This window comes from Exiguobacterium acetylicum DSM 20416 (genome assembly GCF_000702605.1).
Taxonomy (GTDB): Bacteria; Bacillota; Bacilli; order Exiguobacteriales; family Exiguobacteriaceae; genus Exiguobacterium_A; species Exiguobacterium_A acetylicum.
In genome coordinates, this window is record NZ_JNIR01000001.1 from 1,520,251 (window position 1) to 1,540,869 (window position 20,619).

A 20,619-nucleotide genomic window follows, 5' to 3' on the forward strand; every position below is an offset into this window, starting at 1 on the left:
TTAAATCACCCCAATACTCTTAACTTCAATCGTCGGCATTAATTCGTTATAAGACAATATCGGAATATCTGGAAAATACCGTTCTGTCAATTGACGGACGAACATCCGGATACTTGGAGAAGTCAGGATGATCGGATGCGCCCCGTACCGTTCGAATTCCGTTGCTCGCTCCTGTAACGTCTCGATGAAACGTGTCGCCTTTTCGGGATCAAGCGCTAAATAATTTCCGAACTCCGTCTTTTGGATGGCCGACTGGATATCCAGTTCCATCTCACTTGAGACCGTCACGACATGTAAGACATCTCCTTGCATGACTTGTTCCGTAATTTGACGCGATAAGGATTGACGGACATATTCAGCAAGCAGTTCGCTGTCTTTCGTCACAGCTGCATAGTCCGCGAGCGTTTCAAAAATCAATGGTAGATTTCGAATCGAGACTTTTTCTTTTAATAATTGAACGAATACTTTTTGAAGTTCCCCGATTGATAACAGTTGTGGTGTTACTTCCTCGACCAAAATCGGATGGGATTCCTTCAAATGATCAACCAACTGTTTCGTCTCTTCTCGACCGAGTAACTCAGCTGCATGTTTCTTCAAGAGCTCCGTTAAATGTGTCGCAACGACGGATGGTGGATCAACGACCGTATAGCCTGACATCTCTGCTCGGCTCCGTGTCTGTTCATCAATCCAGAGTGCCGGCATACCGAATGCTGGTTCAACCGTCTCGATGCCTCGAATTTCTGGATCATCGACCCCTGGGCTCATCGCTAAATAATGATCAAGCAATAGCTCACCACTTGCCATCTCACTTCCGCGAATCTTGATTCGATACTGGTTCGGTGATAACTGCAGGTGATCACGAATCCGAACAGTCGGTAGAACGAATCCAAGTTCGAGTGCTAGCTGCCGACGAATCATAACGACACGATCGAGTAAATCGCCACCTTGCGCTTCATCAGCGAGTGGAATCAAACCGTAACCGAATTCAAATTCAATCGTATCGACGTTCAGTAAAGAAATGACCGATTCACTCGAACGCAAGTTTTCGCTCGGCGCTTCCTCGACAGCGACCTCTTCTTGCATCGTCTTCGTCGTCTGCTTTATTCGCCAAGCGAAGAAGCCAAATAACGCTGCAATCGGCATCGTGACGTAATCGGGAATCGCTGTGAATAGTCCGAGTAAGAAGATTGCTCCAGCCGCGATTCCGACAAGTAATGGTGTGCGTGTCAATTGACCGATGACATCCTCACCAAGGTTTCCGTCGGATGTCGAGCGCGTGACGATGATCCCGGTCGCAACCGAAATCAACAGTGCTGGAATCTGACTGACGAGACCGTCCCCGACTGTCAGTAACGTATATAGTTCGACTGACTCCGCTATCGGTAAGCCTTGCTGGACGACACCGATGATCATTCCGAAGATCAAGTTAATGATGACGATGATGATACCAGCGATCGCATCTCCTTTAACGAACTTCGAGGCCCCGTCCATCGCCCCATAAAAGTCTGCTTCCGATTGGATTTTTTGACGACGAGTCCGGGCTTGTAATTCGTCAATCATACCGGAGTTCAGGTCGGCGTCGATTGCCATCTGTTTTCCGGGCATCGCATCAAGCGTAAAACGTGCCGACACTTCCGAGACTCGTTCTGAACCCTTTGTGATGACGAGAAACTGGATCAAGACGAGAATCAAGAAGACGACGAAACCGACGAGCGGCTTACCGCCGACGACAAAGCTACCGAAAGCCTCGATAACTTCGCCACCATTTCCGTTTGATAGGATCGCCCGTGTCGTCGAGACGTTAAGTGCCAGACGAAATAGAGTCACGATCAATAACAACGTCGGAAATACAGAAAACTCAAGTGCCTCTTTGGCATTCATCGCAACGAGTAATACCATCAAAGCAATTAAGATATTGATGATGATTAAAAAATCGAGCATGATAGCGGGCAGTGGAATGACGAGCATGAAGACGATCATGATGACGCCTAGCAGAACCGTTAAATCTCGTGTTGATATACTCATGATGCTTCATCCTTTCATTTTGCTTGTTTCAGTTGATAGACAAAGGCGAGTGTTTCAGCGAGCGCCTGATAGAACGTTTCATCCACTGCCATACCAATCTCTGTTTGAGCGAACAACGCCCGCGCCAGCGGACGATTTTCAACAATCGGGACATCAGCTGCTGTCGCCTTCTCCCGAATCCGGAACGCGACAGCATCTACGCCTTTTGCAACGACGATCGGTGCCATATGTTTTCCGTCATCGTATTGAATCGCTACCGCATAATGGGTCGGGTTCGTGATGACGACGTCGGCATTCGGTATTTCTTGCATCATCCGCCGCATCGCCATCTCCCGTTGTTGTTGTTTAATCTTTCCTTTGATTTGAGGGTCACCTTCCGTGTTCTTATGCTCATCCTTTAAATCCTGTTTACTCATTCGAATCGACTTTTCAAAATCAAATTTTTGATAAGCGAAGTCCAGAATGGCTAACGCGATCAAGGCGATACTGACCGACAAACCGAGCAAAAATGTTAAATGACCAATGATAGCTAACGCATCGCCGATCGGTTCCGAAGTCAGCCTCGAAATCTCGACCTTGTTATTCCACAGAACAGTGCCACTCGTGACACCGATGACTAACAGTTTAAAAACGGATTTCAAAAACTCGACGAGTGCTTTAACGCTAACGATCCGTTTGACGCCTTGAAGCGGATTGATCCGGTCTAGCTTCGGCTGAATCGCCTCACCACTTAAGAGCACACCAATCTGAACGAAGTTTCCAAGGATCCCGATGACGACCGCTGTTAAAAAGAAGGGGGCGACTAAAATCCCCATTTGTATCAGCATCTCGACTAAAATCTGTTCAATTCGTCCCTCTTCGACGGCTTGCAGAACTTGACTTGCACTGAGACCATCTTGCAGGACGAGTACGAATCGCCGTCCTAGAAATGGACCGAAAAAATAGAGGACGAGAAACATCGCGAATAACATAAAACTGCTCGTTAAATCTGCTGATTTTGCGACCTGTCCCTTTTTACGCGAGTCATCCCGCTTTCGAGGTGTCGCTTTTTCCGTCTTCTCACCAGCGAAGTACTGAAGATCAAGGCGTAATCGATATGAATGCATGTCCTTAACCTCCTAGTAATCGAATAGCGTCTGCAAGTACATCTTGCAACAATGGAACGAATCGACCGATTCCTGTGATCGTCGCTCCTGCTAATAAAAACAGAATCGCGTATCCCATTAACAGTTTGACGGAAAAACCAATCGCAAAAATGTTGAACTGGGGTGCCGTTTTCGCTAAGAAACCGAGTGCGAGATCCACTAAAAAGAGTGAAACGACAAGTGGCATCGCCATTTGTAAGGCAGTCAACATCGCAAGTCCGACGACACGGATGACAAGACTCATTCCTGCGTCGCCTGATACCGCAATCAGACTGCCCGGCGGAAAGATTTGAAAACTCGTGTAGATGCCGTCCAGTAAAATGAGATGCATATCAGAAGCGAGCAGGACGAGTAACGTCAGCATGTAATAAAATCGTCCGACGATTGGTGACTGTCCGCCAAACATCGGATCATAAGCGGAAGCCATCGCAAGACCCATCTGTAAATCAATGATCGAACCCGCAATTTGTGGGGCGTATAATAAAAAACTGGCAAGTAAGCCAAGAGCTAGACCCACTAAGACTTCCGTTCCCATCCGAAAGAAAAAATCGAAGTCTTCTACACGAACGTCCGTCTTCACGGCGTAACTCGCAAAGTAAGCAAGACCCGCCGCAAGTGCTAATTTATGTTGCGCTGGTAATTGTCTTGATGAAAACAAAGGCGCCGCAACGAGAAAACCGACGATCCGTCCAAAGACGAGCAGAAAAACACTCAGGAAAGAAAGTAATGTCATTTTCGGGAAACCTCAGCGATTTGTTTGAATAGATCAATCGTAAAGGTCTGTAACTCCTGCATAATCCAAGGTCCAAAGAAGACGAGTGCTAAAAACACGGCAACGATCTTTGGAACAAACGATAACGTCTGTTCCTGAATCTGCGTCGTCGCCTGCAAAATACTGACGAGCAGACCGACGACGAGCGAGACGAGTAACAAGGGGGCCGATACTTTGAGTAATGTCCAGACAGCAGAACTCGCCAACTGAATAATCATTTCTTGAGTCATCTTTTCTCCCCCTAACGCATACTGACGAGCAGTGATTCAACAATCAGGTGCCAGCCATCGACTAAAATAAATAACAGCAATTTAAACGGTAACGCAATCATGACTGGCGGTAACATCATCATTCCCATCGACATCAAAACACTCGAGACGACCATGTCGATGACAAGGAAAGGAATGAAGATCATGAAGCCGATTTGGAAGGCTGTCTTCAATTCACTAATCGCATATGCTGGAACGAGTGCGACGAGTGGAATATCTTCAATCTTTTCCGGTTTTTCATAATTACCGTATTTTAAGAATAGTTCTAAATCATTCGTTCGCGTGTGCTTCGACATGAAGCGTTTCATCGTATCTCCTGCTTTATCAAACGCTTCATCTTGACTGATTTTATCAGCCATGTATGGTTTTAAAGCCGTCGTGTTTAATTCCGATATGACGGGCGACATGACGAAAAGCGTAATGAACAAGGCCAGTCCGACGAGTAGCTGGTTCGGCGGCGTCTGTTGTGTTCCGAGAGCCGAACGGACGAACGACAACACGACGACGACACGCGTGAAACAAGTCATTAAGATTAGTAGTGAGGGCGCCAGTGATAACAACGTCAGTAATACGAGCAGTTTAATCGATGTTGCTGTTCCTGACGGAGTATCGAGTGAGATCAGGTTTTCAATCGTATTCATGAGCGCCCTCGATTCTTCTGCAGTTGCTCGAGTTGTTGTTTGAACGTCTCAAGAAATGGTGAAGGTACTGATTTCGAAGATGACTCTTCAAGATCCGTCGGTTCGTATCCCTCTAAATCGTCCAGCGTGTCTAAGAGTTGTACGTTCTCACCAACTCCGACGACATAAATCTTATCCTGCACTTTCACTAACTGAACCGATCGATCCTTACCAAGTGGTACACCACCTAGATGGGTCAAACGTCCGGAATGTCTGACGCCTCGCGTCCGCTCGTGAATAAAACGTGTCACGAGGATGAATCCGCCGATCAAGACGACGAGAACGACGACTCCTTTAAAGATGGTCAATGCCATGGAAGGACTCTCATCGACTTGCTGAGTCGTCGGTGCATCGTTCTTGGTTGGATTTAATTTTTCTTCGACCGTTTCAGCCTGTACAGGAAGTGTCAGCAGAAACAGAAGACAAATCAGCAAAGTCACTTTTTTCATGACGAGACAGTTTTCGAGACCGCTTCAAGCACACGATCCGCTTGGAACGGTTTGACGATGAAATCTTTTGCACCTGCTTGAATCGCGTCGATGACCATCGACTGTTGCCCCATCGCTGAACACATGATGACTTTAGCGGCAGGATTGAATGCTTTGATTTCTTTAAGCGCAGAGATTCCGTCCATCTCAGGCATCGTAATGTCTAGCGTGACGAGGTCTGGTGTCAATTCCTTATACTTCGTGACCGCTTCGCGTCCGTTTTCTGCTTCACCGACGACATCATAGCCGTTCTTCGATAGAATTTCCTTGATCATCATCCGCATGAAAGCGGCGTCGTCTACGATTAATACTTTTGCACTCATATTAGTTCCTCCTTAGAACATCCGAAGACGTTCTTTTGTATTTACGATTTCCGTAATGCGTACACCGAAATTCTCTTCGATGACGACCACTTCACCCGTTGCGATCAATGTATTGTTGACAAGAACGTCAACTGGTTCCCCTGCCAGTTTATCCAGCTCGATGACAGAACCTTGTGTTAATTCCAATATGTCACGAACGGAGCGGCGTGTCCGTCCTAACTCAACCGTGACGTTCAACGGAACATCATATAACATTCCGATATTTCCTGGCGTGCCCTCTACTTCCATCTCACCTAACTGACTAAATTGAACTGGACTGACACCGACTGGCGTTGCTTTCGGTTCAGGTGGTGGGACGACCGTTCGTTGTTCCATCGCTGGTGCCGGTGTCGGTTGCGCTTGTGGTTGTGGTTGTTCTGGTTGCGCTTGTGCCGTTGCTTGTGGTGCAGGTTCTGCTTGTTGGGTCGTACTCGCGCTAAAGAGTTTTTGAATCAATTGTTTCGAGAAGTCCAGTGGTGCTAATTGAACGATTTTTGAATCGATCATCGTGCCAATCTTCAGATCAAACTCGATGATGACCATGCTCTCCCAAAGAGAAAAGCTATCGACGATACTCTTATCTTGTGAAAAATCAAAAATTTCAACAGCAGGTGGTGAGATATCGATTCGCATGGAGAACACGGTCGACATCGATGTCGCAGCAGCTCCCATCATCTGATTCATCGCTTCCTGTACAGCAGATAGAGCAATCGGCTCCATCTCCAGCGATTCATCAATGACACCATCGCCTCCCATCATCAGGTTCGCGATGACAGAAGCATCTCGCTGTGTCAGAATCAGGACATTTTCTCCTTTAAATCCTTCTGTATAGCCGACACGCAACGCGACGTGCGGAATCGGATAACGACTTCGTAATTCTTCCATCGAAATCATCCGAACATGTGGTGTCGTGATTTCTACTTTTTGATTCAACAATGCCGATAAGGCCGTTGCTGAATTCCCAAGTGAGATGTTTCCGACTTCCCCTAGCGCATCGATTTCCATATCATCTAATATTTCCTCTGCGTCCGAATCTTGCGGTTCATCGTTTGATGGCGTTCCGCGTAACAACGCATCGATTTCATCTTGCGAAAGCATATCGCTCATGTTATTCCTCCTCAATTCGTTGTAAGACTTGCAAAGCGAGGTGTTTCCCGTTTAGTCCCGGTCGGGCTTTGAACATCTTCCGGTCATCGACGAATACATCGACGGCATCTGAGGCTCGCGTCTTCAGGGATAAACAATCGCCTACTTCGAGGTGTAACAATTCACCAAACGATAGCTCTGTTTGGCCGAGCACTGCTTTTAAATCGACGACGGAACTCATCAACTGCGTTTGCATGTGTTCAGACTCTTGATTATCTGCTGTCGTTCGCTTTTCTTGTTGCATCCAATAATGACTTGATAATTTCGGAAGAACGGATTCAAGGGTCACGAACGGCAAACAGACATTCAACGTACCGCTCACTTCTCCAACCGTTACGTAAATCGATACGAGTATGACCGTCTCATTCGGAGAAACGAGCTGTAGAAACTGCGGATTGATTTCTAAATCGTCGTACTCCGCCTCGACTTCCGTCACCGACTCCCAAGCGGCGCCATATTGGACGAAGGCACGTTTGAACAATTGTGTCAGAATACGCGTCTCGATTTCCGTCAAATTTTCAATCTTGTTCATCCCTTCACCCGGTCCTCCAAGTAATCGATCGAGCATCGCATAAGCAATGTTCGGATTGACTTCGAACAAGACTTTTCCATCAAGCGGATGAAGGTTCACTAGATTGATCAATGTCATATTCGGAATGGAATGAATGAATTCATCGTACGGGAGTTGCTCGACTGTATTGACCGTGAACTGGACGTACGTCCGAAGTTGTGCAGAAAAATGCGTCGTCAACACTCGGGCGAACTGTTCATGGATACGCGTCAAATTCCGTAATTGATCTTTTGAGAAGCGAAGCGCTCGTTTAAAGTCATAGACTTTGACACGGCGCTGCTCCTCTTGGCTTCGGATTTCCTCGACTTCCATATCTCCGCTTGAAATGGCTGATAGCAAGGCATCGATTTCATGTTGGGATAATACTTCGCTCATGCTGCCACCTCACTGGATGATTTTTTTCGTCGTATAGACACGCTGGACATCACCTTCTTGAATGAGCTTCTTGAACTGCATCCGTAATCGTTCTTCGAGCTTCTCCATATCCGCTTTTGAGTCTAAGTCCGACTTTTTCATCGCAGATAAATCACCTAAGATGATGTTATTAATTTGAAACTTTCGTAATTCTAAATCATCACGTGTTGCTTGATCGTCTGTAACGATCGTAAATTGGACATTCAAAAAACGTTCATCAGCGATATTCGTCGTCAAGTCGTCTGTCTGAAGACTTCGTGCATCAAGTTCTTCACCTGTCGGCTGTTCGACTTTTGCTTCTGTCGTATCATTAGCTAAAAAGTAATTCATGATCATATAACCTGCTCCAACCATCAGTGCTGCGACAATGATCATGATTAAAGGGATTTTTAGTTTACTCTTCTTCTTTTCCTCGGCCATCTTCGAGCCTCCTTACACTGTTCAAGCCCGCTAATCCGATTTGTTGATAAAAAGCGATTGCGATTGCCTTGACCTCTTCTATTGATTCCTTCACGACATAAATCTGTCCGCCAACGAGTTGAATCGTCGTATCCGGAGTAGAACGGACAGATTCGATCAGTATGGCGTTTAGTACGAGTGGTGCATTACGTAATGTCGTTAGCGTAATCATCGTTTCAGGTTGACCAATTCCTCAAGAACTTGGTCAGAAGTCGTGATGATTCGCGTATTCGCTTGGAAACCACGTTGAGCAATGATCATCTCCGTGAACTCTTCTGATAAGTCGACGTTTGACATTTCAAGCGTTCCAGATGTCAATTGCCCCATTCCGTTCAAGCTCGGTGTTCCAAGTACTGGCTCACCAGAGTTTTGTGACGCTGCGAACACGTTGACACCTGATTTTTCTAGACCACCTGGGTTAGCAAAGTTCGCAATCGTGATATAACCGACATTTTGTAATGCTCCTGTCGTATCGACGTAAGTGACGAGACCGTCTTTACCGATTGATAAGTTACGTGCATCCGTTGGTACTTTTAGTTTTTGGAACCCTGCGCCCCCTGCTTCCGGAAGGGGTACCGGTGGTGTCTCGCCATCTGCAATTGCTTGAGAATCACTACCAATCAAATAGTTTCCGTCACCGGTAACCAAGTTTCCTTCAAGATCGGTATAGAAGTTACCCGAACGTGTATAACGAATCCCTTCCGCCGTGACGACTTGGAAGAATCCTTCCCCAGAAATCCCGACATCGAGGACGCGACCCGTATTTTGAAGCGCACCTTGGTTATACACATTATCGACTGTTGACATCGATGCTCCAAGACCGACCTGTTTCGGGTTCGTCCCACCGACATTGCCGCCTGCACCGGATGATGAACCAACCGATTGGCTGACGAGATCCTTAAACGTCACCCGTCCTTTTTTATAACCGAACGTGTTGACGTTCGCGATGTTATTCCCGACGACATCCAGTTTCGTCTGGAAGTTCTTAAGCCCACTGATTCCTGAATACATTGAACGTAACATTATTTTTCCTCCTTTGATTGAATCTGCGTCAACTCGTATACACTAATCTGTTTTCCGTTCGATAATTCGGCCATGATATCCAGCCCATCCCGTTTTACACTAACGACACTGGCTGTCTCTTCGACGGTCGTCGTCTGTTCTGCTCCAGAAGCATCGGTCGTCTTTGACTCTGCTTCATAACTGACGTTCTTACCAATCAGATTGCTGTAGGATAATAACGCCGTCGCATGTTGGTTCAAGACCATCGTGTCCATCGTCTTCCCGATTGCTTGCATCTGTTCAAGTGAAGAAAACTGCGCCATCTGAGCAATGAAATCCTTATCTTCCATTGGTGCCGTCGGGTCCTGATTCGACAGCTGGGCAATCAGAATTTTCATGAACATATCTTTATCCATTGCTTTATTCGTCGGTACTTGTGACTTTTCAGGAAGCTGGTATGAAGTACCATCTGTTTTGATTGCATCAGTCATCGTCTTCCTCCTCTTCTTCCTCTACTGGAGCGGGTGTTTCTTGATAAGGGGACTCATGCTCCTGCTGATCACGTGTGAAGGACTGTTGAAACTCCCGTGCACTAGATGCGATCATCCCCGTCTCGATCTTCACGACCGGCGTCTGCTGGTGTAAAGCTGTCTGCAATTTTCCGAGTTGTTGCTCGATCGATTGTTTCGCTTGTTCAGTACTCGCAAACAGTTTGATGGTCAATGCCCCCTCCTTACGATCGAGTTGAACGACGACCTCTCCAAGCTGCTCTGGATAAAGACGAATCGACAATCGAGTTGACCCGTCAGCACCTTTTAAGAACGGTGCCTGTTGAAGTGCAGCTTCAATCCGTTGTTGAATCTGTTCTGGTACGGGTAGCGGCACTGGACGAATCGTTTGCAACGGGGTACCTTTGTAAATCGGCATGCTCATTTGAGTCAGCGCGGCTTTTCCTTCTGGATCAACGGGCATGGTCGCTTTTCGCATGAGTGAAGCGAATGCCAACGGGAGCGGTGTCTTTCCTTTTGCCTGCTCAGCTACAGCTACAGTGTCCGACTTGAGCGTTTCGACAATAGGACCAGTTTGCGGGAGCGTCTGTTTCACAGGCAACGCGGAAATGTCTCCTTCAATCGTAGTAAGTAATGGTTGTTTTAAGTTGTTCGTATGATGATCTTTCATTTTGATCGTATCGTTCGTTACTGTCTGCAAGACGACTTGCTGAAGCAATGGTGGCAATTGATCAAACTGATTTTTCGCCTGCTCGACATTTCCCTCAAGCAATTGTTTGACGAACGCTAGTAGTTGTTCCATTTTCTTCGGTTCTTGTTTTAACGCCTCTACTTCCGGTTGTTTCAGTAAAGAGAGAAGCTCGTCCGGTTGATCTACGAGTTCTTGTATCCAATCCGGCAATAGTGGTGTCTCCACTTTCGTCTCGAGTGCTGTCAAATCAGCTGAGACCGGTGACGATGACGTTGTTGGTAACTTCGTCAGATAATCCAGTAACGAAGCAAATTGACCACCAACCGTGGTCATCTCTCCTTTTTTCCCTGTTCCAGTATTCAAGTTCGGGGAGGATGATTGTATTACTTCCGTCATGTTCATCTGGCTTCCCTCCTTACTTCGTCGCGAGTAGCTGTGTTAAGGCCGCCGCTTTTTTAGCATCCATCTTGGCAATGATCGCCGCCTGTTGTTCCGCATCGATGTCCTCGATGATCGGTACGACTTCTGTTGGACTGAGTTCGTTTAATATGAGCGCAGCATCCTTTGGTGCCATTTCAGCATAGACATCTGTCACAGATGCTGCTTTTTTCTTCGTCGTCTTCGTTTGATCCGTCGTCGCGGGCGTCGGTGTTTGTTTTAAACGATCCCGTTCTGCAATCAAACGTTCGACTTCCTGTTCTTTAGCTTTTAAAGTATCCGATTGTTCCTTGCTTTGATTGCGTAGTTTCTTGATTTCTTGATTCGCTACTTTCAGACGACGTTCGAGTTCTGCTGACGGATTTGCTTGATTCGTCGTCGTTTTTTCCGTTGCGAACGGTAAGGATAGCAGTGGACGTCCATTCGCATAATTTAATACGAAATAAGCTGTCAGCAAGATTAAAATCAAAGGGATGATCAATAAAGGTAAGACCCATCCTTTTGACGTTTTATTTTCACTCATATCATCCGTCCTCTTCCAAACTGTAACAATGCCAGTTCATCTAATTGATTTTGTTCCGTCAATGCCTCGATTCGTTTCGTTTCAACCGTATGATTCTCTTGCAGACGACTAAACTTCTTCTCCTCGATCAATGCTCGTTCGAGTGCTTCCTGTGCGCGTTCATAGCGATTTTTCGATTGTGTCACGTACAGTTGTTGCCGTTCGATTTCTTGCTTCACGACATCTCGAGCCCGCTCCCGATATTGCGAAGACGTTAATTCGACGATGCCAATCTCATCTTGCGCTTTCAGAAAGGATTCATAACGGACGAGCAGATGGTATAGTTTTTCGACTTCAATCTCATATTGTTTTTTATGAAGGCTCAATTCTTTTGCGACGCGATCTTTCTCTGCTTCAGCCAAAGGAATGATTCGTTCATAAATCGTCTTCATCTTCCGTCCTCCTTACTGAATCGTTGCCATGAGTTGCTGACAAGCTTTTTCGAAGTCACTGTCTTCATGGATTTGTTGTTTTAAAAAACGGATCAGCTCCGGATATTTATCAACGGCACGATCAATTTCTGGGTTCGTCCCTTTTTTGTAGGCGCCGATATTGATTAAGTCTTCCGAATCAAGATACGTCGATAACAGCTGGCGAAATGCGACGGCAGCTGTCTTTTGTTCAGCAGTCGTGATTTGATTCATGACACGACTGATGGATCGTAAGACATGAATCGCCGGAAACTGTCCTTTGTTCGCAAGATTACGATCAAGAACGAAATGACCATCTAAGATCCCTCGTACAGCGTCAGCAATCGGTTCATTCATGTCGTCTCCATCGACGAGCACAGTATAAAAAGCCGTAATCGAGCCATCTTGCGTTTTCCCGCTACGTTCGAGTAACTGAGGAAGAAGAGCAAAAACGCTTGGTGTATACCCTTTTGACGCAGGCGGTTCACCTGTCGCAAGACCAATTTCTCGTTGTGCCATCGCAAAACGTGTGACAGAGTCCATCATCAAGACCACATTCTTACCTTGATCCCGAAAATGTTCAGCGATGGCTGTTGCCGTATAGGCGCCTTTTAGACGAACAAGTGGCGGTTGATCACTTGTCGCTACGACCAAGATGGAGCGTTTCATTCCTTCTTCACCGAGTTCTGCCTCCACGAATTCCTTGACTTCGCGTCCTCGTTCACCAATCAAGGCAATGACGTTGATGTCTGCTGTCGATCGTTTTGCAATCATACCGAGTAGTGTCGACTTCCCAACTCCTGATCCTGCAAATAAACCAACGCGTTGCCCTTGACCGACTGTTAGTAGCCCATCGATGGCACGGATGCCCGTCGAGAGAACATCACTGATACGAGGTCGCTCCAACGGACTAGGTGGTTTACGAACGATTGATGTCGTACGTAAATTTTCTAATGACTCCCCATCCAGTGGTCTCCCTAGACCATCGAGCACCTTACCGATCAGTTCATCCCCTACAGGGACGTGGAGTGGTTTTCCTGTCGCAAGAACAATCGAGCCTGGAGCAATCGATGTCGTTTCACCATACGGCATGAGTAGGACGTGACCTTCTCTAAAACCGACGACTTCCGCTTCAATCGTCTGCCGTTGTTGAATTTGGATCAAACAACGCTCGCCGATTGCGACAGCCGTTGGTCCACGTGATTCAATCATCAATCCAATCACTTGTACGACCTTTCCGGAATGCTGAACGAGTTCTTCCGGACGAATTTCTCGAACTGCGGCTTGAATCGCATTTACGTTAAACATGATGTAAAACCTCTTTGATTTTAGTTTGTAGGGCTTCAAAGCCACTTGTCAAACCACCTGTGATTGCTCCATTCTCCGAGTCGATCCGATAATCGCGTGCTTTAAGCGCTGGATCAAATCGTAATTGAATCGTCGCATTAGCACCTAGAACACCTTGGAGCTGCTCTTCAAGCAGAACGACCCGTTCAAAATCCGCTGGTGAAGCGTAGATAATGATCTTTTCACGATCTCGGAACTGAATGATCAACTGATGTAATAATTGGTATAATGCCTCTTCTTCTTCATCATGTAACTGCTCTAGAAACTGATGCGTCACCTGGAGTCCAAGAACACACAATTCATGTTCCAATCGCATCAATCGCTCTTGATTTTGCTCTTCGATTCGTGCAGTAAACGTATTTGTCGTTGCGATTTGCTCTTCGAACGTTGCTTGTCCTTCCGCACGTCCTGTTTCAAATCCAGCCTGGTGTCCTTCTTCATATCCTCGTTGACGTGCTTCCTCTAATGCCTGAAGACGTTCTTGTTCAAACTCACGCTGACGCTGTTCAAACTCTAGAACCATCGTCTGGCGAAGACGTTCTAGTTCAACTTGACCTTCTGCCATCCGCTCTTCATAGAACGTATCTGGAACGATTGCCGATTCTTCCTGAGCATTTCGGACTTGAACGAGTGTTCGTTCCTGTCGTTCAATCACAGCTTGTCTTTTGATGACGTTAGACAACAATATCATCTCCTCCACCACGAGCCACGACGATCTCACCCATGTCTTCTAAGCGGCGGATGATTCCGACGATTCGACTTTGTGCTTCTTCGACGTCTCGGAGACGAACAGGACCCATGAATTCCATATCCTCTTTGAACGATTCGACCATCCGTTGTGACATGTTGCGGTAGACCATATCCTTGACGTCGTCTGACGATACTTTGAGTGCCAACAGTAGATCTTCGTTCGATACTTCGCGAATGATGCGCTGAATCGCCCGTGCATCGAGCGTGACGATATCTTCGAAGACGAACATCCGTTTTTTGATCTCTTCTGCGAGTTCCGGATCCTGAATCTCGAGCGTATCGAGAATCGTTCGTTCCGTCGTCCGGTCGACCCCGTTCAATACTTGAACGACCGCCTCGATACCGCCAGACTGCGCAAAATCTTGCATGCCTGCTTGTGACAGATTCCGTTCGAGAATTTGCTCTACTTCGCTAATGATCTCCGGGTTCATTCTGTCCATCGTCGCAATCCGTCGTGCTACATCGGATTGTGCTTCTGCCGGTAGCTCCGAGAGAATTTGTCCTGATTTAGCAGGATCAAGATGGGCAAGAACAAGCGCGATTGTTTGCGGATGTTCATTTTGAATGAAGTTCAATAGCTGTTTTGGGTCTGCCTTTCGTGCAAACTCAAACGGTCGGACTTGTAACGTCGATGTCAGGCGATAGATGAGTTCCATCGCCTTTTCTTCACCAAGCGCCTTCTCTAGAACCGATTTAGCAAACCCAATTCCACCTTGAGTGATGTAGTTTTGCGCCATCGCTAGTTCATGAAACTCTTCGAGAACGACTAACTTATCTTCTGGATCGACTCGTTTCATACTTGAGATTTGAAGGGTCAACCATTCCATCTCTTCTTCCGATAAATGTTTATATACACTGGCAGCGACTTCAGGACCTAACGAAATCATGAGAATCGCAGCCTTTTCCCGACTGTTCATTTCTAGCTTCTTCATCTCATCAATCCTCCGCTAACCAAGTACGTAATAATTTCGCAAACTCATCCGGATTGGATTCAGCGAGTTTTTCAAGCTGTTTGCGTTTGACTGCACCGTCGCTCGTATCTTCTGTTGATAATTCCGGAATTTCCGTCTCAATCGGTGTCCATTCCTCAAGTTCTTCGATTTCATTCGCTCTCCGTCGACGCATGAGGAGGATGACTGCTCCAATGACGAGGATTGCCGCTCCACCAAGGGCGAACCAAACCCACATCGGTGTTGCCGTCGTCGTTTTCGTCGCTGCCGTCGTTTCCGCGAATGGTCGAGACATGACAACGACCTTATTGGCAAGTTCTGCATCCGTCAGCGTTGCTTTCGCATCTGTCTTCGTTAATGATGTCCGGATGATCGAGTACATCATCGTCTGTAAGTCAGTTTGTAGTTGTGGATCGATCTGATTCTGACCTTTTGGTGGCTCGACGATGATTTGAATTCCTAAATCACGAATCTCGTAAGGAGCTCCTGTGATTTGTTTTGTGATTCGATTGACTTCATAGTTGATGATATCGTGTGTTTTCTCACTCGTATCACCCGTCGTTCCAGTACCCGCTGGGAAATTCGTCGTCTCATTTTGCCCCGTACCTGCTGTACCAGCATTTGCAGAGCCTGTGTACGCTTCTGCTACTTTTTCAGCAGACGTGACGATCCCTTCGATTTTATCGGGATCTACTGGCTCAACAAGCTTTTGTTCTTCCTGACGTTTCGTGACATCGACATCTGCCGTGACTGAAACGAGTGCTTTTTGTGGACCGAGAACGACAGATAGCATCTGCTGAATCTGCTTGCGTAAATCGTTTTCCGTCGTTTTCTTCAGCGCCATCGGATCGGTTCCACCCGCTGTTTGCGTAGCAGATCCTGGCTCGTAATACGTAAAATACTGATCCATGATCGTAATGTTTTCTTCTTTAAGGTTCGGAATACTCTTTGCAATCAAATGATACAACCCTTGAACCGTCTGATTGTTAAGATTACTACCCGCGCTAGAAGTCAAGACGACAGAAACCGTTGAAGATTCCTTTTCATCAGATAGAAAAACACTCTTCTCCGGGAGAGTGATCATGACTTTTGCTGACTCGATCCCATTAACTTGTGTGATCAAGTTTTCAAGTTCCGTCTGCATCGTATCGCGTTCGAGAATGTTCATCTCTTTATCCGTTGTTCCGAATCCAGCGTTTTCACTGAAGAAGGAATAGTCGATTTGACCGGATTTTGGTATACCAGCCGTCGCTAATTCGACTTTTAAGTTTTCAACGTTTGCTTCTGGAACAAGTATCGTCACGCCATTTGCTTCAGTGACGACTTCCGATGCGATTCCATCTTCATTTAGCTTTTCCGTCACTTGCCCCGCCTCTTGAGGGGATAGCTTCGAATAAAGAGGCGTCATCGTTGGTTTAGATAACCAGATGATCGCAACAATCAACGCCGCTAAAACGACGACGATGATTCCTAAAATCGTCGCCTTTTTCGCAAGTGACCATTCTTTCCATGTCGTATTCATAGCTCCTAATCGAGCTTTTAAACGTTCGTTCATTCAACATCTCCCACGCTTTCCTTAACAGTCACAGTTGCATACGCATCATTTCTTGGTATGCTTCGATGCCTTTGTTACGGACTTCAAGGGCGAGTTGCATAGAAAGCGATGCCTCTTCTGTTTTAATCATGATGTTATGTAGATCCGTCGTCTTTCCTGTCGCGAGATCGACACGAGCTTGAGATGAGGCGTGTTGCGTTGCATTCAGTCCGTTCATCGCCTCGCTGAGCACCTCACTAAAATCACTTGGTGTCGTCTTAGCGACTGTCTGCGTGGGTAGTACCATCTGCATGTTTTGAATTGGTTGAATTGCCATCTCTTCATCTCCTCTACTTATTTACCAATCTCCATCGCTTTGACGAGCATCGCTTTTGTCGCGTTCAAAGCCGTTACGTTCGCTTCGTAAGAGCGTGTCGCGCCCATCATGTCGACCATTTCTTTTAAGATATCGACATTAGGCATCTTGACGTACCCGAGTTCATCCGCATCTGGATGCGTCGGATTATATTCTAATTTGAATGGTTCAGGATCCTTCTTCAATTCACTGACCGTGACACCATTGGCGGTCTCTTTCAACACAGCGAGTTTTCTCGCATACGGTTGCCACTGTCCATTGACGAGCTCACCTCTTGTCGTTTGAGCATTCGCGATGTTTGCCGAGACTGTATCGAGCCGCAAACGCTGGGCAGTTAACCCGGATGCAGACGTATGAAATCCGTTGAACATACTCATCGATTACTTTCCTCCTCGGATAACAGACTGAATGCCAGAGAATTTGCGATTCAACTGTTCGACCAACGCCTCGTACTCAATTTGATTGCGTGATAATTCAGACATCTCAAGATCGATATCGACACCATTTCCATCGTTACGCATCGTATTTGGTCGATCGACGATGCTACCAGAAGTTCCGATTGTTGCGTGTCGCTTTAAACTCATTTTCATCTCTGAATCGAGCACATCTCCAAAAGTGACACGCTTTGCCTTATACCCAGGCGTATCGACATTCGAGATGTTCTTAGCGATAACTTCCTGTGCCATAACCGTTCGATTGACAGCTTGTGTCATTACGTTATAGTCAGACCCTAACCAATTCATCTTCTTTCCTCCACTCATGGAAACTATATTCAAATTCACGACAAAAAGTAAGTCGTTAGTAACATATCTGAAATAATTGAAACAAATAGGTCAATGTTTGAAAAGAAGTTTTTTGAAAAATAAGGTAATGAGATGTTAATAATGTGTTTTTTATTCCCTTTTCTTATAAAAATGATAAATAATACCTAGTCAAACAAAAAAGACCTAGTGCTTAACTAGGTCTTCTCTCTATAAGCAGCAATTCCCTTTTTAGTTCGATTTAATTCGTTCTAATTCATATAGGAAATTATCGTTTAAGATTTTGATGTATGTTCCCTTCATCCCGAGCGAACGTGACTCGATGACTCCTGCACTTTCGAGCTTACGAAGCGCATTGACGATGACGGAACGAGTAATACCGACACGATCCGCAATCTTTGAAGCGACGAGTAACCCTTCATTTCCTTCAAGCTCTTCGAAGATATGCTCAATCGCTTCGAGTTCCGAATAAGACAGTGAATTGATCGCCATCTGAACGACAGCTTTCTTCCGTGCTTTATCTTCCGCCTCATGAGCCTTTTCACGAAGGATCTCCATCCCGACGACTGTCGCACCATACTCTGCCAGCACGAGGTCTTCTTCGTTAAAGTCTTCAACCATACGACCGAGGACAAGCGTACCAAGGCGTTCTCCACCACCGATGATTGGTACGATCGTCGTTTTCGACGTTTCGAACGTGTCACGGTTATCGACTGGGAATGCCGTATGTTCGCTATCGATGGCAATGTTTGCCGTCGTTTCCGTGACGTTAAATAATTTTTTCGTGTAATCTTCCGGGAATTGACGTTCTTCTAAGAAACCACGGACCCGGTCATTTTCGATTTGTTGCTTGATTGCGATACCCAGTAACTTACCGCGCCGACTTACGATGAATGTGTTTGATTCCATGACTTCACTGAGACGGTCAGCCATGACCTTGAAATCAACATGTGTGCTCGCTTCCTGTTGTAACATCGTATTCAGCTTCCGCGTTTTCGCCAATAAATTCATTTTTTCTTCCTCCACTTTATAAGATGAACTGACTTAAGTCACGATCATCTGCTACTTTTCCAACTCGATCCGTCACGTATTGTGGCGTGATCGTCACATCCGTTTCCGGCATATCTGCTGCTTCGAAAGATAATTCCTCGAGCACGCGCTCCATGATCGTATACAAGCGCCGCGCTCCGATATTATCCGTCTCATCGTTCACTTGTGCAGCAATCCGTGCGATTTCACGAATGGCTTCTTCTGTAAAGGTGACATGAACATGCTCTGCCCCTAATAATGCTTTATATTGTTTGAGTAATGCTTGATTCGGTTCAGTCAAAATTTTGACAAAGTCATCTTCTGTCAAACTATCGAGTTCGACACGGATCGGAAAACGACCTTGGAGTTCAGGAATCAGATCAGATGGTTTCGCCATATGGAACGCACCTGCAGCGATGAACAAGATATGATCCGTCTTGACTGGACCATATTTCGTAACGATCGTCGATCCTTCAACGATCGGTAAGATGTCCCGCTGAACACCCTCTCGTGAAACACCTGCTGAATCATGTCCTTTTGTCGCAATCTTATCGATCTCATCGACGAAGATGATCCCCATTTGTTCTGCGCGACGGACCGCTTCGTCATGGACTTCGTTCAAGTCAAGCAACCGTTCCGCTTCTTCCGCTGTCAAGATCGGTCGCGCTTCTTTGACTGTGAGTTGACGCTTCTTCGTTTTCTTCGGCATGACTTGTCCGAGCATATCCTGAAGATTCGCAAGCCCCTCCATACCTTGTTGCCCAGAGAATAAATCCACTTGACGTTCTTCGACATCGACTTCGATCATTCGATCCTCGAGTTGCCCCGTCAGTAATTGCTGACGAAGTAACGAACGGTCGGCTGTCGCTTCCGATGTATCCGGCTCTTGTTGCTTTTGGTTCCCACCGAACAACATCTCAAACGGATTCGTTCCACCACCGAGACTAGATGACGCTTTTTTCCCAGACAACGCATCAACGATTCGTTCGTTCGCCACTGCTTCCGCTCGATCCTTGAGCGCTTCTTTTTTCTCATCTTTGACAAGACGAAGAGACGCTTCCACGAGATCCCGCACCATTGACTCCACATCACGACCGACGTACCCTACTTCCGTGAACTTCGTTGCTTCAATCTTGACGAATGGCGCCCGAACGAGTTTCGCGAGGCGTCGCGCAATTTCCGTCTTTCCGACACCGGTAGGTCCGATCATCAGAATGTTCTTCGGTGTGACTTCGTCCCGCATCGATGCATCGAGTAACTGTCGACGATAACGATTTCGTAAAGCAATCGCCACCGCACGTTTAGCATCTGCTTGTCCGATGACATGTTCATTCAACTTCTCGACGATTTGTCTTGGCGTCAATTCATGCATGGTCATTGCCTCCGATCGTTTCTAGGATGATTTGATCGTTCGTAAAGACACAGAGTTCACCAGCCGTCTCAAGAGCTGCGCGGGCGATTTCCTCTGCCGTGAGATGACTTGCGTGTCGAGCTAACGCGCGACCTGCTGCAAGCGCATAATTACCACCTGAACCGATTGCGAGAATGCCATCATCCGGTTCAATGACTTCCCCGTTTCCGGATACAAGTAAGAGATGTGTTCCATCCATGACGAGTAAGAGTGCTTCTAGTTGACGCAGCATCTTATCGCCTCGCCATTCCTTCGCTAGCTCAACTGCTGCCCGTTGTAAGTTCCCGTTATACATTTCAAGCTTCGCTTCGAATTTTTCAAAGAGTGTAAACGCGTCCGCGACACTTCCAGCAAATCCGGCAATGACTTTTCCACCATAGAGGCGCCGTACTTTTTTCGCACTTTTCTTCATGATGACTTGGTTTCCGAAAGTCACCTGTCCGTCTCCGCTCATCGCGGATTGTCCGTTATGTTGAATCGCAAAAATCGTCGTTGCATGAAACATCAATGTTTCCTCC

At 46.5% G+C, this 20,619-nt stretch carries 26 protein-coding genes; all 26 read right to left on the minus strand.

The window, feature by feature from the left end; genetic code table 11:
- Positions 1 to 2,025 (minus strand): flagellar biosynthesis protein FlhA, encoded by a 2,025-nt coding sequence (gene flhA, locus P401_RS0108270; RefSeq protein ID WP_029342058.1) that lies wholly within the window; start codon positions 2,023 to 2,025, stop codon positions 1 to 3.
- Positions 2,026 to 2,039: 14 nt separating this feature from the next.
- Positions 2,040 to 3,131 carry a flagellar biosynthesis protein FlhB gene (flhB, locus tag P401_RS0108275; protein ID WP_029342059.1) on the minus strand — a complete coding sequence of 364 codons (1,092 nt, stop codon included), beginning with the start codon at positions 3,129 to 3,131 and terminating at the stop codon, positions 2,040 to 2,042.
- Between the two features lie 4 nt (positions 3,132 to 3,135).
- A complete protein-coding gene (fliR, locus tag P401_RS0108280; protein WP_029342060.1) occupies positions 3,136 to 3,903 on the minus strand; it encodes a flagellar biosynthetic protein FliR in 768 nt (255 codons plus the stop codon).
- Positions 3,900 to 4,172 carry a flagellar biosynthesis protein FliQ gene (gene fliQ, locus P401_RS0108285; RefSeq protein ID WP_023468705.1) on the minus strand — a complete coding sequence of 91 codons (273 nt, stop codon included), beginning with the start codon at positions 4,170 to 4,172 and terminating at the stop codon, positions 3,900 to 3,902. Before fliQ ends, fliR begins: the two co-directional genes overlap by 4 nt.
- 11 nt (positions 4,173 to 4,183) lie before the next feature.
- Positions 4,184 to 4,852, minus strand: coding sequence for a flagellar type III secretion system pore protein FliP (gene fliP / locus P401_RS0108290; protein WP_029342061.1), 669 nt, complete (start codon positions 4,850 to 4,852; stop codon positions 4,184 to 4,186).
- On the minus strand, positions 4,849 to 5,340 hold the full coding sequence (locus tag P401_RS0108295; protein WP_029342062.1) for a flagellar biosynthetic protein FliO: 492 nt from the start codon (positions 5,338 to 5,340) through the stop codon (positions 4,849 to 4,851). The genes fliP and P401_RS0108295 overlap by 4 nt, the downstream gene beginning before the upstream one ends.
- Complete coding sequence (locus P401_RS0108300) at positions 5,337 to 5,702, minus strand: response regulator (RefSeq protein ID WP_029342063.1); 366 nt, start codon at positions 5,700 to 5,702, stop codon at positions 5,337 to 5,339. The genes P401_RS0108295 and P401_RS0108300 overlap by 4 nt, the downstream gene beginning before the upstream one ends.
- A gap of 12 nt (positions 5,703 to 5,714) precedes the next feature.
- A complete protein-coding gene (gene fliY / locus P401_RS0108305; RefSeq protein ID WP_029342064.1) occupies positions 5,715 to 6,848 on the minus strand; it encodes a flagellar motor switch phosphatase FliY in 1,134 nt (377 codons plus the stop codon).
- A 1-nt stretch (position 6,849) separates the two neighbouring features.
- On the minus strand, positions 6,850 to 7,833 hold the full coding sequence (fliM, locus tag P401_RS0108310) for a flagellar motor switch protein FliM (protein ID WP_029342065.1): 984 nt from the start codon (positions 7,831 to 7,833) through the stop codon (positions 6,850 to 6,852).
- A gap of 9 nt (positions 7,834 to 7,842) precedes the next feature.
- Entirely contained in the window at positions 7,843 to 8,292 is a 450-nt protein-coding gene (locus P401_RS0108315; protein WP_029342066.1) for a flagellar basal body-associated FliL family protein, read from the minus strand.
- Positions 8,267 to 8,503 carry a flagellar FlbD family protein gene (locus P401_RS0108320; protein ID WP_029342067.1) on the minus strand — a complete coding sequence of 79 codons (237 nt, stop codon included), beginning with the start codon at positions 8,501 to 8,503 and terminating at the stop codon, positions 8,267 to 8,269. Before P401_RS0108320 ends, P401_RS0108315 begins: the two co-directional genes overlap by 26 nt.
- Complete coding sequence (gene flgG / locus P401_RS0108325) at positions 8,500 to 9,354, minus strand: flagellar basal body rod protein FlgG (RefSeq protein ID WP_029342068.1); 855 nt, start codon at positions 9,352 to 9,354, stop codon at positions 8,500 to 8,502. Before flgG ends, P401_RS0108320 begins: the two co-directional genes overlap by 4 nt.
- Complete coding sequence (locus P401_RS0108330; RefSeq protein ID WP_029342069.1) at positions 9,354 to 9,824, minus strand: flagellar hook capping FlgD N-terminal domain-containing protein; 471 nt, start codon at positions 9,822 to 9,824, stop codon at positions 9,354 to 9,356. Before P401_RS0108330 ends, flgG begins: the two co-directional genes overlap by 1 nt.
- The gene (locus P401_RS0108335) at positions 9,817 to 10,935 is read right to left on the minus strand and encodes a flagellar hook-length control protein FliK (protein WP_051656285.1); all 1,119 of its coding nucleotides are present in this window, start codon (positions 10,933 to 10,935) and stop codon (positions 9,817 to 9,819) included. The genes P401_RS0108330 and P401_RS0108335 overlap by 8 nt, the downstream gene beginning before the upstream one ends.
- Positions 10,936 to 10,948: 13 nt before the next feature.
- Complete coding sequence (locus P401_RS0108340; RefSeq protein WP_029342071.1) at positions 10,949 to 11,494, minus strand: MotE family protein; 546 nt, start codon at positions 11,492 to 11,494, stop codon at positions 10,949 to 10,951.
- Entirely contained in the window at positions 11,491 to 11,925 is a 435-nt protein-coding gene (locus P401_RS0108345; RefSeq protein WP_029342072.1) for a flagellar export protein FliJ, read from the minus strand. Before P401_RS0108345 ends, P401_RS0108340 begins: the two co-directional genes overlap by 4 nt.
- Before the next feature lie 12 nt (positions 11,926 to 11,937).
- Positions 11,938 to 13,251, minus strand: a complete 1,314-nt coding sequence (gene fliI, locus P401_RS0108350) for a flagellar protein export ATPase FliI (RefSeq protein WP_029342073.1) — start codon at positions 13,249 to 13,251, stop codon at positions 11,938 to 11,940.
- Positions 13,244 to 13,981, minus strand: a complete 738-nt coding sequence (locus tag P401_RS0108355) for a FliH/SctL family protein (RefSeq protein ID WP_029342074.1) — start codon at positions 13,979 to 13,981, stop codon at positions 13,244 to 13,246. The genes fliI and P401_RS0108355 overlap by 8 nt, the downstream gene beginning before the upstream one ends.
- Positions 13,965 to 14,972, minus strand: coding sequence for a flagellar motor switch protein FliG (gene fliG, locus P401_RS0108360; RefSeq protein WP_029342075.1), 1,008 nt, complete (start codon positions 14,970 to 14,972; stop codon positions 13,965 to 13,967). The genes P401_RS0108355 and fliG overlap by 17 nt, the downstream gene beginning before the upstream one ends.
- 4 nt (positions 14,973 to 14,976) lie before the next feature.
- On the minus strand, positions 14,977 to 16,545 hold the full coding sequence (gene fliF, locus P401_RS0108365; RefSeq protein ID WP_029342076.1) for a flagellar basal-body MS-ring/collar protein FliF: 1,569 nt from the start codon (positions 16,543 to 16,545) through the stop codon (positions 14,977 to 14,979).
- A 28-nt stretch (positions 16,546 to 16,573) separates the two neighbouring features.
- Entirely contained in the window at positions 16,574 to 16,861 is a 288-nt protein-coding gene (gene fliE / locus P401_RS0108370; protein WP_029342077.1) for a flagellar hook-basal body complex protein FliE, read from the minus strand.
- 17 nt (positions 16,862 to 16,878) lie between these two features.
- Positions 16,879 to 17,277: a flagellar basal body rod protein FlgC gene (flgC, locus tag P401_RS0108375; RefSeq protein WP_029342078.1), complete on the minus strand. Its 399-nt coding sequence runs from the start codon at positions 17,275 to 17,277 to the stop codon at positions 16,879 to 16,881.
- Between the two features lie 3 nt (positions 17,278 to 17,280).
- Positions 17,281 to 17,643, minus strand: coding sequence for a flagellar basal body rod protein FlgB (gene flgB / locus P401_RS0108380; RefSeq protein ID WP_029342079.1), 363 nt, complete (start codon positions 17,641 to 17,643; stop codon positions 17,281 to 17,283).
- A gap of 249 nt (positions 17,644 to 17,892) precedes the next feature.
- The gene (codY, locus tag P401_RS0108385) at positions 17,893 to 18,672 is read right to left on the minus strand and encodes a GTP-sensing pleiotropic transcriptional regulator CodY (protein WP_023468725.1); all 780 of its coding nucleotides are present in this window, start codon (positions 18,670 to 18,672) and stop codon (positions 17,893 to 17,895) included.
- 16 nt (positions 18,673 to 18,688) lie between these two features.
- Complete coding sequence (gene hslU, locus P401_RS0108390) at positions 18,689 to 20,068, minus strand: ATP-dependent protease ATPase subunit HslU (protein WP_029342080.1); 1,380 nt, start codon at positions 20,066 to 20,068, stop codon at positions 18,689 to 18,691.
- Entirely contained in the window at positions 20,055 to 20,606 is a 552-nt protein-coding gene (gene hslV / locus P401_RS0108395) for an ATP-dependent protease subunit HslV (RefSeq protein ID WP_023468727.1), read from the minus strand. Before hslV ends, hslU begins: the two co-directional genes overlap by 14 nt.
- Positions 20,607 to 20,619 lie beyond the last annotated feature (13 nt).